Origin of the sequence: Halobaculum sp. XH14, from assembly GCF_032116555.1 — an archaeon.
Classification (GTDB): domain Archaea; phylum Halobacteriota; class Halobacteria; order Halobacteriales; family Haloferacaceae; genus Halorarum; species Halorarum halobium.
In genome coordinates this window covers 2,579,397-2,592,621 of the sequence record NZ_CP134949.1, presented here as the reverse complement: position 1 = coordinate 2,592,621, position 13,225 = coordinate 2,579,397, and the positions used below count along the sequence as shown (strand labels likewise).

Genomic DNA, 13,225 nt, shown 5'->3' with positions numbered 1-13,225 from the left:
TACGGGCCGCCGGTACACGTAAACCGCCGCCCGCTGAACGTCGGCCCATGAAGGCGCGGCCGGAGTTCCGCGACAGGGCGGACGTGGACGTCGCGGTGCTGGACGCCCTCGTGGGGCGACGGGAGGACGGGATGACGGTCCTCGAACTCCGCTCGGGCGTCGACGCCGGAATCGACGAACTCGAGGAGGCGCTCGCGAGACTGAAGGAGGACGGACTCATCGAGGTGGACGACGACGGCGACCGCATCCGCATCTTCCCGGAGAACCGGGTCGTCCCGGACCCCGGCGAGGCTCCCGAGGAGGACGGAAGCATCCTCGACGCCATCCGCGATCGCTTCGGCCTGTGACCGGCCGGTCGCGACGTCGTCGTCGCCGTCGAACGGCGGTCCTTTTGCCCCGGGGGCCCTATCCCCGGCAATGAGTCTCGTCGCAGACCTCCACGAGGACCACGGCGCGGCGTTCGAGGAGCGCGGCGGTCGGGAGGTCGTCGCCAACTACGGCCGGCCCGAGAGCGCCGCCCGTGCGATACGAAACGGCGTCGGAACCATCGAGATGGGGTACGGCGTTGTCGTCGTCGAGGGCGAGGACCGGGTCGAGTTCGTCGACAACGCCGTCTCGAACCGGATTCCCGGAGCGGACGGCGAGGGGACATACGCGCTGCTGCTCGACCCGCAGGGGGCCGTCGAGACGGACATGTACGTGTACAACGCGGGCGAACGCCTGCTGTTGTTCACGCCGCCGGACCGCGCGGAGCCGCTCGTCGCGGACTGGTCCGAGAAGGTGTTCATCGACGACGTGGAGCTACGGGACGCGAGCGACGAGTTCGGTGTGTTCGGCGTCCACGGTCCCACGGCGACCGAGAAGATCGCTTCCGTGCTCAACGGCGCCGGCGCGCCCGAACCGGAGCTCTCGTTCGTCCGTGGGCGGGTCGACGGCGGCCCCGAGGACGACATCGGCGTCACGGTCGTGGCGACCGACGCGCCGCTGGGCGAGGAAGGGTACGAGGTCATCTGTGCGGCAGCGGACGCGCCGGACGTGTTCGACACGCTGCTCACCCGCGGGCTGAACTCGGCGCCGTTCGGCTACGAGACGTGGGACGCGCTCACCCTGGAGGCCGGGACGCCCCGGTTCGAGCCGGAGCTCCGGGGTCGCCTGCCGAACGTCGTCGGCCTCCGCAACGCGGTGGACTTCGAGAAGGGCTGTTTCGTCGGCCAGGAGGTCGTCTCGAAGGTGGAGAACCGCGGCCGGCCGAGCCGGCGACTCGTCGGCCTCCGACCGGAGGAACTCCCCGACCCGGGGGCAGCAGTCTTCGACGGTGACGGCGCGGTCGGCGAGGTGACCCGCGCCGCCGAGTCGCCGACGCTCGACGCGCCCGCCGCCCTCGCGTTCGTCGACTTCGGCACCGACGCCGTGGACCTGTCCGTCCGCATCGACGGCGAGGACGTCCCCGTCGAGCGCGTCGCCCTCCCCTTCGTCGAAGGCGGCGCGTCCTCGGCCCGCCTCCCGACGTACCCCGAGTGACCGACGGCGACGGGGCCACTTTTCCGACGGGACGCGTCGCCTTCGCTTACGGTCCGGGTGGGACTGGAAGGGGCCGCTCGCTGACCGAGCCCCGACGACGCAAGCACTGGAGCGCGAACGAAGTGAGCGCGAAGCGCGCAGCGAGGCGCGGCCGGTCAGCGAGCGGGGGCTTCCAACCGCTGGTTGATGGCCGTCATCCCAAACCCATCAGGGTGTGACCGTACCGGGCCACGAGCTAATTCAGGAGAACAGCTTCCGCAGATGCTTACGCGAGAAGAACGAACTCGGCTCGTCCATGTGGACGCCGATCTCGCCCGAGAGCGCCCACAGCCCGGCCCGCTGAACCGGCTCCGGGAGCGAGTACGCCCGCCGGATCCAGTGGCCGAACCGTATCTCGCGTTCCAGTTCCTCGCGCCAGGCCGCCTCGTAGCGCGGGAGCGTCGTCGGGTCCTCCGGGTCGACGACGTCGGCCGCCACGTCGGCCGCGCGCATCCCGTAGAGGATGCCGCCGCCGGTGAACGGCTTCGTCTGGGCCGCGGCGTCGCCCAGCAGGAAGCCACGCTTTGCCGTCGTCCGCTCGGGCGGACCGATGGGAATCGCGCCCGAGCAGAAGTGGTCCGTCTCCACGTCGTAGGCGTCGGTGAGTTCCTCGAACAGGTCGTTCACCTCGTGGCCCGGCGGCGCGGCGAGGCCGTACTCGACGCCCGCGTCGCCGCGGGGGATGCGCCAGGCGAAAAAGCGCGGCGCGGTGAGGTGGACGGAGACGTAGTCGCCGTCGTCCGGCGTCTCGTCGAACGCGAGCACGCCGTGGAGCGTCTCGTCGGGTTCCGGGAGCCCAAGCCCCCGGCGAACGCGCGAGACGGGGCCGTCGGCGCCGACGACCATCCGCCCCTCGAAGGTGCGTTCCGCGCCGCCGACGCTGGCGGTGACGGCGACGTGGCCCGCGCGCTCCTCGACACTCGTGACGGTGTGGCCTTCGCGCACGTCCGCGCCGGCCTCGCGGGCGGCTTCGGCGAGCGTCTCGTCCAGCCGGACGCGGTCGATGACGTTCGAGACCGCCTCGTTCTTGTAGAAGCGGTAGCCGTCCTCGTCGGGGCCGCCGACGTGGAACTCCGCGCCGTACACGCGGTTCTGGAACAGGTCCTCGCGCGCCGAATCGGGGACGTAGTCCCAGAGGTCCGTGGAGACGTGGCCAGAACAGGCGAGCGGCGTCCCCACCTCGCCCTTCTCCAGCGCGAGCACGTCGTACCGCGACTCGGCGGCGCGTCGGGCGAAGCGCGCCCCCGCCGGGCCGACGCCGACCACGACGAAATCGTACATGGGTCCGAGTACGCACGGGGGAAGATATGTCTCGTGGTTTGAAGTTGACAGGCGACGTGCACGTCCTGACGGGATGGTCGGGACGGTGATACGACGGATCCGGGCGGAGGTGCGTCGCACACCCGCGGCGCTCCGCCCGGCGACTCGCTACGTCATCGGGGGTGCTGGTTCCGGTTTCGGACTTGAACCTACGGGACGACGGCGAGACGGGGTGCCCGCGAATTACGGGACGACCGCGAGTCCGCGGGCCGTCTGGTCGGCAAAGCGGTCCGACCAGTCGGTCTTCACCGCGGTCCAGGAGTCGCCGGCGTCGACCGTGCGGAACAGTCCGCGGTTCGAGAGCGCGTAGAACTCGCCTCGTTCGTCGGACCCGCCGGCGGGGCCACGCGCGAGCACCGGTCGGGTGACGCCCTCGCCGAGCGGGAGGCCACGGCCGTCGAGTCGCTCCCAGTCGGCGTCCCCCTCGCGGCGGTAAACGTACGTCTCCGCCCGTGAGGCCGTGTGTGCCTCGTACGCGCCGCGCGCAGCGGAGACGAGCACGAGTTCGTGGTCGCGGTCGCCGCCGGCGTCGACGGCGACGCTCCAGCAGTACGTCCGGTCGAGCCCGGTCTGGGGGTGCCGCCACGTCTCCCCGGCGTCGTCGGTCTCGGCGTAGCCGTCGCCCGCCGCGACCCAGGCCCGGCCGGGCGCGTCCGGATGCGTCGCCAGCGTGTGGTTGTCGACCCGGGAATCGGGGACTCTGTCCTCCCACGTCGCGCCCCTGTCGTGGGTCTGGACGAGCGCGCCGGCCTCGATGGCGACGTACCAGTGGTCCGGGTCGGCGGGGTCCGGTTCGAGCCACCGGACGTGGTGGGTCTGGGGCCGCGGCGGGAACGACCAGCTCCCGCTCGATGGGAGGTCGACGAGGCCGTCCAGGTGCTCCCACGAGCCGCCGCCGTCGGTCGATCGGTACACCCGGGACGGCTCGGTGCCCGCCCAGACCACGTCGGTGTCGTGTGGCGAGACGGCCGCTGACATCACGGCGTCGTGAGGGACGTCGTCGACGCGCTCGAACGACTCGCCGCCGTCGGTCGAGCGGTGGAGGCCGGACTCGAACGTGCCGACGAAGACGCGCTCGGGGGACGCCGGGTGGACGGCGACACATTCCAGCGACCGTCCGTCGAGCGACGTCGTCGGGACCGATCCGGTGTCGAGGTCGACCGCGAGGAACCGGTCGCGCATGGCGGCGTAAGCCGTGCTCATACGCGAGTATGCGACGCAGAATCACAAAAGTCTCGCGTCGGCACGGCGACGGACGCCGACGGCGTAGGCGGCGCCGTACACGACCGCGAGGAACAGCAGTCTCGCACCCGCTTCGCCGAGGCCGCCGGCGACGCCGAACTCGTCCAGAAGGTACGCGAGCGGGAGGCCGACGACGACGCCGAACGCGAGCGTCCAGAAGAACATCGCGCCGAGCGGGCCGACCGACCGGCGGTCGAGCCAGTGGCCGACGGCGAGCGGGAGCGCGACGACCGCCACGACGAGGAACGTCGTGTCGCCGACGACGAGGTCGGACGTGAGCAGTTCGCCGACCTCGACGACCGGAGCGAACGCGAGCAGGTACCAGCCGACGAACGCGAACGCCAGGTCGCCGGGGCGTCGGGAGGGCATCCGGATGGGGATGGAAACGCGAGCGGAAAACCCTTGTCAGTCGTCGGTCGCGGCCGTGGCCTCGGCGTCCTCCGTCTCGTCCTCCTGGGCGGGGAGCCGACGGTCGGCGCGCGGCCCCTCCATGTCGACGTCCGGGAGGTAGTCGCGAAGGTACTCCCCGGTGTAGGAGCCCTCCGTCCGTGCGACTTCCTCCGGGGTACCGGTGGCGACGACCTCGCCGCCGCCCTCGCCGCCCTCGGGGCCCAGGTCGAGGACGTTGTCGGCGTTCTTCACGAGGTCGAGTTCGTGCTCGATGACGACGACCGTGTTGCCCTTGTCCGCGAGGCGGTGGAGCACGTCGATGAGCTTCCGCTCGTCCTCCTTGTGGAGGCCGGTCGTCGGCTCGTCGAGCAGGTACAGCGTGTCGCCCGAGTCCTTCTTGCCGAGTTCCTCGGCGAGCTTGATGCGCTGGGCCTCCCCGCCCGAAAGCGTCGTCGATGGCTGGCCGAGCCGCATGTAGTCGAGGCCGACGTCCTTCAGGAGGCCGAGCCGGCGGCGGAGGCCGGTGTGGGACTCGAAGAAGTCGTACGCCTCCTCGACGGTCATGTCGAGCACGTCCGAGATGGTCGCGTCCTTGTACGTCACGTCGAGCGTCTCGTCGTTGTAGCGCGCGCCGCCACACTCCTCGCAGGGGACGTACACGTCCGAGAGGAAGTTCATCTCGATCTTCACGGTGCCCTGGCCGCCACACTCCTCACAGCGGCCGCCCTTCACGTTGAACGAGAAGCGGCCCTTCTCGTAGCCGCGCTGGTTCGACAGCTTCGTGTCGGCGAACAGCTCACGGACGTAGTCGAACACGTCGGTGTACGTCGCGGGGTTCGAGCGCGGCGTGCGGCCGATTGGCGACTGGTCGATGAGCCGGACGCCCTCGACGTGCTCGGTGCCCTCGATGGCGTCGTGCTCGCCGGGGTCGACTTCGGTGTTGTCGTTCATCGTCCGGGCGAGCCCCTTGTACAGCACGTCGTGCATCAGGGTGGACTTGCCCGACCCGGAGACGCCCGTGATGGCGGTGAACTGGCCGATGGGAACGTCCACGTCGACGTCCTTGAGGTTGTGCTGGCGCGCGCCCCGGATCGTCAGCGCGGCGTCGCTCTCGCGACGCTCGGCGGGCACCTCGACGTCCTTCCGGCCGGCGAGGTAGTCGCCCGTGACCGACTCCTCGGACGCCACGATGTCGTCGAAGTCGCCCTGCGCGACGACCTCGCCGCCGTGCTTGCCCGGGCCGGGACCCATGTCGATGATCTCGTCGGCCCGGCGCATCGTCGCCTCGTCGTGTTCGACGACGATGAGCGTGTTCCCCAGGTCGCGGAGCCCCTCGAGGGTGTTGAGCAGGCGGTCGTTGTCGCGCTGGTGGAGGCCGATGGACGGCTCGTCGAGCACGTACAGCACGCCGACGAGCCCCGATCCGACCTGCGTGGCGAGCCTGATGCGCTGGCTCTCGCCGCCCGAAAGCGTCGAGGCCTCGCGGTCGAGCGTGAGGTACTCCAGCCCGACCTCCTCCATGAAGCCCAGGCGCGCGCGGATCTCCTTCAGGATCTCCTCGGCGATGGTGCGCTCGCGCTCGGTGAGCGTCGCCTCCATCCCCTCGAAGTGCGAGAGCGCGTCGCCGATCGACATCCGGTTCACCTCGGCGATGCCGGTCTCCGCGACGTACACCGAGCGTGACTGGGGCTTCAGGCGGGTTCCCTCACACGCCGGGCACTCGGTGACGGCCATGAACTCCTCGATGTGCTCGCGCGTGCGGTCGGAGTCCGTTTCGACGTGGCGACGCTCCAGGTTCGGGATGATGCCCTCGAAGCGCTGGGTCTTGCGGCGGACGCCGTTCTTCGTCTGCTGGGTGAAGTTCACCTCCTCGTCGGTGCCGTAGAGGAACTGGCGCTGCACCGCGTCGTCCAGGTCCGCGAACGCGGCGTCGACGCTCACGCCGAAGTGCTCGGCGACGTTGTCCAGCCGGGTCCGGTAGTAGTTCCGGTTGTAGCTCCACGGCTCGAACACGTCGCGGATCGGCTTCGACTCGTCGCGGACGACGAGGTCCTCGTCGACCTCCTTGGTGGAGCCGATCCCCTCACACTCCGGGCAGGCCCCGTGCGGAGAGTTGAACGAGAACGACCGCGTCTCGATCTCCGAGAAGTCGATTCCACAGTGCGTGCAGGCGAGTTCCTCGGAGAACTCGACGACCAGCCGCTCCGCCTCCTCGCCGGCGAGGTCGCCCGTCGAGCGCGCCTCGGTGCCGAGGTCGACGTCCTCGGGCGGGTCGGGGAGGATCACGTTGAGCACGCCGTCGGCCTCCTCGAGCGCGGTCTCAACGGAGTCGGTGATGCGCGACCGATCCGCCTCGCGCACCTTCACGCGGTCGACGACCACGTCGACCGTGTGGTCGTAGTTCTCGTCCAGATCCGGCGTCTCGGTAGCGAGGTCGAACTCCTCGCCGTCGACCTCGACGCGGGCGTACCCCTCCCCGCGCAGCTCCTCGAACAGGTCATCGAACGCGCCCTTCTGGTCGCGCACGACGGGCGCGGCGATCTTCGCCCGCGTCCCCTCGGGGAGTTCGAACACCCGGCGGACCATCTGCTGGGCGGACTGCTCGCCGACCTCGCGGCCGCACTCGGGGCAGTGCGGCTGGCCGACGCGCGCGTACAGCAGTCGGAGGTAGTCGTGCAGTTCGGTGACGGTCCCGACCGTCGAGCGGGGGTTGTTCGCGGCGTTCTTCTGGTCGATGGAGATGGCCGGCGAGAGCCCCTCGACGCTCTCGACCTGCGGCTTGTCCATCTGCCCGAGGAAGTTCCGGGCGTACGCCGACAGCGACTCGATGTAGCGCCGCTGGCCCTCGGCGTACACCGTCTCGAACGCGAGCGAGGACTTGCCCGACCCGGACAGCCCCGTGACGACGGTGAACTCCTCTCGCGGAATCGTCACGTCGAGGTCCTTGAGGTTGTGCTCCTCCGCGCCGGTGACCTCGATGAACTCTTTCGCCACTACCGACCACCCCGTCGGAGCACCCGGCCCGGGGTGCTCGACACCCGATCTCTCATTGTACCGGTTCAGGGGTCCGAGCCACTTAACCGGCCCGTCCTGGTCCAGCCCCGGAGTTCAAATCGGATGACGGGAGCATCCCCGCCGTGACCTGAACACCGCCGTCGAGGGGCCAGCGGTCGTGCGGTCGCCCCCTCGGCGGACCCGATCAACGACCGCCAGTTAGCCCCTGACTCCCGCCGAGAGCCCGCCGAACAGTCCGCCGGCGAGCCCCGCGACCAGCGGGATGGCGACGCTCACCGCGAACGCCTGTCCCATCGACAGATACGTCTCCAGCGCAGCGGGCCCCGCGCTGGCGACGACGAACGCGTTGGCGAGCGCGGCCAGCGCGCCGAACGCCAGCCCGGCGGCCACGCCGCGTGCGAGCGTCCGCTGCGGGAGCGACACGAGCGCGGCGCCCGCGACCAGCCCGAGCCAGTGGGACCACGCGAGTCCGAGGCCGACGAGCGCGAGCAGCAGCGTCGCCGCCCAGCGCGACGGCGAGGGCCCGGCTCGGCCGGCCGTGTCGCCGCGAGCCTCGACGGTCGAGTCCTCACTCATCGGTCTCCCCCGTGAACCGCACCGCGACGTCGCCGCGGATCGACCGGTCCATCGGCTTGAACTCGCCGTCCGCCCAGCGGCGCAACTGGCCGTGATACTCCTCGTCGTAGGCCGACCCCGCGTTGCCGCCGGGGAGGATGCAGCGCGACTCGCCGTCCATCGGACACACCTGTCGCCAGCTGCTGCCGATGCCCGACTCGCGGCGGAAGTTGAACAGCGTCGCCTCCGAGCCGTCGATCGGATATCGGGGGTAGTTCAACCACGGGCGGTCGAACTGGTGGTCGATCGCCGTGCGATTGTACTCCCCCCAGGTCTCCCACCCCTCGGACTCCAGCGTCTCGAGGGCGGCGGTCAGCGCGGCTTCGACGGTCGCGGCACGCCCGTCCGGGAACCAGGGATCGGCCTCCGGCAGCGCCGCGAGCGCCCAGTAGTTCGGGTAGTACTCGGTCGGGTCGCGCGTGGCCCCCATCGCGTCCGCGAGCACCTCTCCGACGACCTCCCGTCGGTACTCCCGGCAGAAGAACTCGAAGACGAGCGCGGCCCGCGAGTCACGGTCCATCCGCCGGTCCCAGTCGAGCAGCACCGCGGCCGCGTCCGCTGGATCGCCCGAGAGCGAGTCGGCCGCGGCCTCGACGTGTGGCAACAGGACGTCGGCCCGCGTGTCGGCCACGTCCCGCTGGAGCTCCCGCATGTCCGCGGGCGTCACGTCGCCGTCGCCGACCAGGTCGTCCAGTCGCTCCCACAGCCGGATACCGCGGAACGGCGCGCCGTACGCTTCGGCGAGGTAGTGGGGGTAGTCGGCGTCGTCGACGATCCGCTGGTTCGCCGTCCCGACGTAGTCGGGGGTCCGGTCGTGTGGCATCTCCTCGAACGGGATGAACCCGTCCCAGGACGACTCGCCGAACGGCGTGTAGCCCGGCCACTCGCCCTTGCGCGCGGAGCCGTCGAACACGCGGTTCCCGGCCACGGGGTCGCCGTCCGTTCGCCTGATGGGCACCTTCCCGATGGTCCGGTAGAGGACGTTCCCGTCCCGGTCCGCGTAGACGCAGTTCTGGGTCGGCTCGTCGAACCGTTCGACCGCCGCCTCGAAATCGTCGATCCCCTCGCTGTAGGTCATGTCGCGGATCGCGTGGGTCGTTCGGGTCGCCGAGAGCCCGGTCCAGGCGATCCCCACGGCCGAGCGGAACTCGTCGCCGTCCGACTCGGCACCGACGACGGAGCCGTGGACCGACTTCCGGACCGTGACGGTTCGGTCCTCGCCGCCGGCGACGCCGACGACGTGCTCGCGGGTGTCGAACTCGCGCCACTCGTCGCCGTACCGGTACTCGGCCCCGCCGCCCCGCGTCTCGTACTCGTAGCAGTCGATGACGTCCGCGCCGGCGTTCGTGAACCCCCAGGCACCCGCATCGTTCTCGCCGATGACGACGAAGGGGACGCCCGGGAACGTGACGCCGCGGACGGTCTGGTCGCCGACCCGCACGACCTGCTCGTACCAGATCGGCGGCGCCATGAGCGACAGGTGCGGGTCGTTCGCCAGGATGGGCGCGCCGGAGTCGGTGTGCTCGCCGGAGACGGCCCACGAGTTCGAACCGATCCAGGGCGCTGGCTCGAACGCGGCGAGGCGCGCTTCGAGGGCCGGGTCGGTTTCGCGGGGCCGTCGGCCGACCTGCTCGGAGATTCGGGCGCCGGACCCGGGCTCCCAGTCGTCGGTCGCGCCCCCGTGGCCGAGGATCGCGGCGTCGTGATCCAGCCTGTCGGGCAGGAGCTGATCGGCCCGTTCCTCCCCCAGTCGGGCGGCGAGAGACTCCTTTCGGAGCGTGCGGAAGCTCCCGGTCAGCCCCCACGAGATCTGTTTCTCGGCGAGCATCACGTCCTCGGGGGTCCAGGGGTCGGGTTCGTACGAGAGCAGCCCGAACTCCAGCGGGAGGGGGAGATCCTCCCTTGCGCGATTGACGCCCTCGCAGAACGCCTCGGTCACCGCGCCGGCGTCGCTCCCGGCGACGGCGTCCCAGGTCGCCGCGGCCGCGGCCGCGAAGTCCATCTCGACGTGGAAGCGGTCGGAGGCCAGCGTCACCTCGCCGACGACCTCCGAGAGCTCCCCGCGCATCTGCCGGCGCTGGAGGTCCATCTGGAACAGCCGGTCCACCCCCTGCGCGTAGCCGACGGCGAAGTAGGCGGCCAGCTCGTCGTCGGCGTCGACGCGCGGGACGGCCTCCCCGTCGTAGCGGAGCGCCGCGGGGCCGTAGGGACTCTCGATCCGCTCGGGCGGGTCGTCGCGGGCGGCACGCCACGCGTCCCCCGAAAGCGGCGCGAACCCGTCGAGATAGCCGCGCACCGGTCCGAGAAACCCCCCGGCCGCGGCGCCGCCACCGATCGCGGCGAGGAGGGACCGCCTCGTCGTCTCTCGATCCATGCTCGTTCAGTCTGGTGTGGCCTGATAAATGAGGCGGGCGGAAAGCTTCTTTACCATGGGTATAGTTGACACACACGTCAATGCCAGACACGAAACGTGGGCGCGAACGTCAGGGACGCAAGAAGCGCGAGCAGCTCGAAGCCCGCCTCAACCGGCGCGAGGTGGAGACCATCGACGCCGAGGACGAACCAGAGCATCCGCCCACGGAGACGGACTCGGACCTGCTGTCGGCCCCCGCCGACACCGACGAGTAGCCCCCGGGACCCGCGATTCTTTGTACCGGCCGGTCCGAACTGGACGGGAATGGGAACCCACGCAACCTACGCCACCGTCTACGTCGGTGCTCACCTCGGCCCGTCCGACAGTTCTCTCTCGCTCGACTGGGCCGACGACGTCGGGGACGTGACCGACGAGTACGGGTTCGAGGTCGGAACCGACGACCCGCGGGACCCGTTCGTCGGCATCCAGGCGTTCGACGTCGGCGAGTACGGTCACGAGATCCTGCTCAACGGCGAGCCGCTCTCGGGGTTCGACATCCCGCCCAACGACGGGTGGCAACACTGGACCGACGCGGTGACCGGCGCGTCGTTGATCGAGGGTGAGAACGTCCTCGCGGTCCGTCGCGACGAGGGAACCGACGACGCGTTCGCCGTCGGAACCGTCCGCGTCCACTGGAAGCAGCCGGCCGGTGCCGAGGACGCCGCGCCCTCGGACGGCTGACCGCGGATCGCCCCGTCGGGACCAGTATATAAACGACCGTTCGCTCGGCGCGGAACCAACACGGGACGCGATCATTGTGGCAGTCGTTGACACGGTGTAGGGCCGTCACGTCCCTCCTTCTCCGCGGTTCAGTAACGCTGGCCGGAGCACGGGGGAGCGGGACGGGAAGGAAAAACTTTTGTAGAATCACAACCACACTCAGGACTGACCATGAGTCAGCGACGAATGCAGGGTCAGCCCATGATCATCATGGGTGAGGACTCCCAGCGCGTGAAGGACAAGGACGCTCAGGAATACAACATCTCCGCGGCACGCGCCGTCGCCGAGGCCGTCCGCTCGACGCTCGGCCCGAAAGGCATGGACAAGATGCTCGTCGACTCGATGGGCGACGTCACCATCACGAACGACGGCGTCACCATCCTGACGACGATGGACATCGACAACCCGACGGCCGAGATGATCATCGAGGTCGCCGAGACCCAGGAGGACGAGGCCGGCGACGGCACGACGACGGCCGTCGCGATCGCGGGCGAACTCCTGAAGAACGCCGAGGACCTCATCGAGCAGGAGATCCACCCGACGGCGATCATCAAGGGCTTCCACCTCGCGAGCGAGCAGGCCCGCGCCGAGGTCGACGACATCGCGACCCACGTCGACCCCGACGACGAGGACCGGATCAGGAAGGTCGCCGAGACCTCCATGACCGGCAAGGGCGCCGAGCTCGAGAAGGAGGTGCTCGCGGACCTCATCTACCGCGCGGTCCAGCAGGTCACCGTCGAGGCCGACGACGGCAGCCACGTCGTCGACCTGGAGAACGTCGCCATCGAGACCCAGACCGGCCGCTCGGCCGGCGAGTCCGAACTGCTGCAGGGCGCCGTCGTCGACAAGGACCCCCTCCACGACGACATGCCGAGCAGCGTCGAGGACGCGAAGGTGCTCCTCCTCAACGACCCCATCGAGGTCGAGGAGGCCGACGTCGACACCTCCGTCAACATCGAGAACCCGGACCAGCTCCAGCAGTTCCTTGACCAGGAGGAGGAGCAGCTCCGCGCGAAGGTCGAGGCCATCAAGGAGACGGGCGCGAACGTCGTCTTCTGCCAGAAGGGCGTCGACGACATGGCCCAGCACTACCTCGCGAAGGAGGGCATCCTCGCGGCCCGCCGCGTGAAGAAGTCCGACCTCCAGTTCCTGCAGAACATCCTCGACGCGGCCGTCGTCTCCGACGTCGAGTCCGCGACGGCCGCGGACCTGGGCCACGGCTCGGTCTCGCGTGACGACGCGGACGAGCTGTTCTACGTCGAGGGCGGCGACGACGCCCACGGCGTCACGCTGCTCCTGCGCGGCTCCACCGACCACGTCGTCGACGAGCTCGAGCGCGGCGTCGAGGACGCGCTCGACGTCGTCGCCACGACCGTCTCGGACGGCCGCGTGCTGCCGGGCGGCGGCGCCATCGAGGTCGAACTCGCCTCGCGGCTCCGCGACTACGCGGACTCCGTCGAGGGCCGCGAGCAGCTCGCGGTCGAGGCGTTCGCCGACGCGCTGGAACTCGTCCCGCGCGTGCTGGCCGAGAACGCCGGGCTCGACTCCATCGACACGCTGGTCGACCTCCGCGCGGCCCACGAGGAGGGCGACGCGAACGCCGGCCTGAACGTGTTCTCGGGCGACGTCGAGGACACGTTCGAGGCGGGCGTCGTCGAGCCGGCCCACTCGAAGGAACAGGCGCTCTCCTCGGCCAGCGAGGCCGCGAACCTCGTCCTCAAGATCGACGACATCATCGCCGCGGGCGACCTGTCGACCGCCGGCGACGACGACGAGGGCGGCGCGCCCGGCGGCGGCATGGGTGGCATGGGCGGAATGGGCGGCATGGGCGGCGCGATGTGACCCTCGACTGAGGCACACGTCACACCCGATCCGACCGCGCACCGCCTTCCGACCGACTCACGACTTCTTTCGACCGGCGGACGACGACCGACGGCGACCGCTTTCGGA

The 13,225-nt window shown here is 70.3% G+C and carries 11 protein-coding genes; 5 read left to right on the top strand and 6 right to left on the bottom strand.

Annotation, left to right across the window (positions count from 1 at the left end):
• The first annotated feature begins 47 nt into the window (after window positions 1–47).
• A complete protein-coding gene (locus RJT50_RS13280; protein WP_313691944.1) occupies window positions 48–347 on the top strand; it encodes a DUF6432 family protein in 300 nt (99 codons plus the stop codon).
• Window positions 348–417: 70 nt separating this feature from the next.
• Window positions 418–1,521, top strand: coding sequence for a CAF17-like 4Fe-4S cluster assembly/insertion protein YgfZ (gene ygfZ / locus RJT50_RS13275; RefSeq protein WP_313691943.1), 1,104 nt, complete (start codon window positions 418–420; stop codon window positions 1,519–1,521).
• A 240-nt stretch (window positions 1,522–1,761) separates the two neighbouring features.
• On the opposite strand, the gene RJT50_RS13270 is transcribed toward ygfZ, so the two are convergent.
• The 6 genes from RJT50_RS13270 to RJT50_RS13245 all read right to left on the bottom strand — a co-directional run bounded on the left by RJT50_RS13270 (window position 1,762) and on the right by RJT50_RS13245 (window position 10,516).
• Complete coding sequence (locus RJT50_RS13270; protein WP_313691942.1) at window positions 1,762–2,841, bottom strand: geranylgeranyl reductase family protein; 1,080 nt, start codon at window positions 2,839–2,841, stop codon at window positions 1,762–1,764.
• A gap of 222 nt (window positions 2,842–3,063) precedes the next feature.
• Window positions 3,064–4,083, bottom strand: a complete 1,020-nt coding sequence (locus RJT50_RS13265; RefSeq protein ID WP_313691941.1) for a WD40/YVTN/BNR-like repeat-containing protein — start codon at window positions 4,081–4,083, stop codon at window positions 3,064–3,066.
• A gap of 21 nt (window positions 4,084–4,104) precedes the next feature.
• Window positions 4,105–4,491 carry a hypothetical protein gene (locus RJT50_RS13260; RefSeq protein ID WP_313691940.1) on the bottom strand — a complete coding sequence of 129 codons (387 nt, stop codon included), beginning with the start codon at window positions 4,489–4,491 and terminating at the stop codon, window positions 4,105–4,107.
• Window positions 4,492–4,527: 36 nt separating this feature from the next.
• Window positions 4,528–7,506, bottom strand: coding sequence for an excinuclease ABC subunit UvrA (gene uvrA, locus RJT50_RS13255; protein ID WP_313691939.1), 2,979 nt, complete (start codon window positions 7,504–7,506; stop codon window positions 4,528–4,530).
• A 219-nt stretch (window positions 7,507–7,725) separates the two neighbouring features.
• Entirely contained in the window at window positions 7,726–8,103 is a 378-nt protein-coding gene (locus RJT50_RS13250) for a hypothetical protein (RefSeq protein WP_313691938.1), read from the bottom strand.
• Window positions 8,096–10,516 carry a penicillin acylase family protein gene (locus RJT50_RS13245; RefSeq protein ID WP_313691937.1) on the bottom strand — a complete coding sequence of 807 codons (2,421 nt, stop codon included), beginning with the start codon at window positions 10,514–10,516 and terminating at the stop codon, window positions 8,096–8,098. The genes RJT50_RS13250 and RJT50_RS13245 overlap by 8 nt, the downstream gene beginning before the upstream one ends.
• Before the next feature lie 80 nt (window positions 10,517–10,596).
• Here RJT50_RS13245 and RJT50_RS13240 point away from each other — a divergent pair, with 80 nt between their 5' ends.
• The 3 genes from RJT50_RS13240 to thsB all read left to right on the top strand — a co-directional run bounded on the left by RJT50_RS13240 (window position 10,597) and on the right by thsB (window position 13,117).
• Window positions 10,597–10,770: a hypothetical protein gene (locus RJT50_RS13240; RefSeq protein ID WP_313691935.1), complete on the top strand. Its 174-nt coding sequence runs from the start codon at window positions 10,597–10,599 to the stop codon at window positions 10,768–10,770.
• A gap of 49 nt (window positions 10,771–10,819) precedes the next feature.
• Window positions 10,820–11,236, top strand: a complete 417-nt coding sequence (locus RJT50_RS13235; RefSeq protein ID WP_313691934.1) for a DUF7383 domain-containing protein — start codon at window positions 10,820–10,822, stop codon at window positions 11,234–11,236.
• Between the two features lie 240 nt (window positions 11,237–11,476).
• Window positions 11,477–13,117, top strand: a complete 1,641-nt coding sequence (thsB, locus tag RJT50_RS13230; protein ID WP_313696018.1) for a thermosome subunit beta — start codon at window positions 11,477–11,479, stop codon at window positions 13,115–13,117.
• The last annotated feature ends 108 nt before the right edge of the window (window positions 13,118–13,225 follow it).

What these genes read in the sequence shown, in the direction of transcription:
- RJT50_RS13265 (WP_313691941.1), bottom strand. Translation starts at nt 4,083, where the DNA reads ATGAGCACGGCTTACGCCGCCATGCGCGACCGGTTCCTCGCGGTCGAC.
- RJT50_RS13280 (WP_313691944.1), top strand. Translation starts at nt 48, where the DNA reads ATGAAGGCGCGGCCGGAGTTCCGCGACAGGGCGGACGTGGACGTCGCG.
- RJT50_RS13250 (WP_313691938.1), bottom strand. Translation starts at nt 8,103, where the DNA reads ATGAGTGAGGACTCGACCGTCGAGGCTCGCGGCGACACGGCCGGCCGA.
- thsB (WP_313696018.1), top strand. Translation starts at nt 11,477, where the DNA reads ATGATCATCATGGGTGAGGACTCCCAGCGCGTGAAGGACAAGGACGCT.
- ygfZ (WP_313691943.1), top strand. Translation starts at nt 418, where the DNA reads ATGAGTCTCGTCGCAGACCTCCACGAGGACCACGGCGCGGCGTTCGAG.
- RJT50_RS13245 (WP_313691937.1), bottom strand. Translation starts at nt 10,516, where the DNA reads ATGGATCGAGAGACGACGAGGCGGTCCCTCCTCGCCGCGATCGGTGGC.
- RJT50_RS13235 (WP_313691934.1), top strand. Translation starts at nt 10,820, where the DNA reads ATGGGAACCCACGCAACCTACGCCACCGTCTACGTCGGTGCTCACCTC.
- RJT50_RS13240 (WP_313691935.1), top strand. Translation starts at nt 10,597, where the DNA reads ATGCCAGACACGAAACGTGGGCGCGAACGTCAGGGACGCAAGAAGCGC.
- RJT50_RS13270 (WP_313691942.1), bottom strand. Translation starts at nt 2,841, where the DNA reads ATGTACGATTTCGTCGTGGTCGGCGTCGGCCCGGCGGGGGCGCGCTTC.
- RJT50_RS13260 (WP_313691940.1), bottom strand. Translation starts at nt 4,491, where the DNA reads ATGCCCTCCCGACGCCCCGGCGACCTGGCGTTCGCGTTCGTCGGCTGG.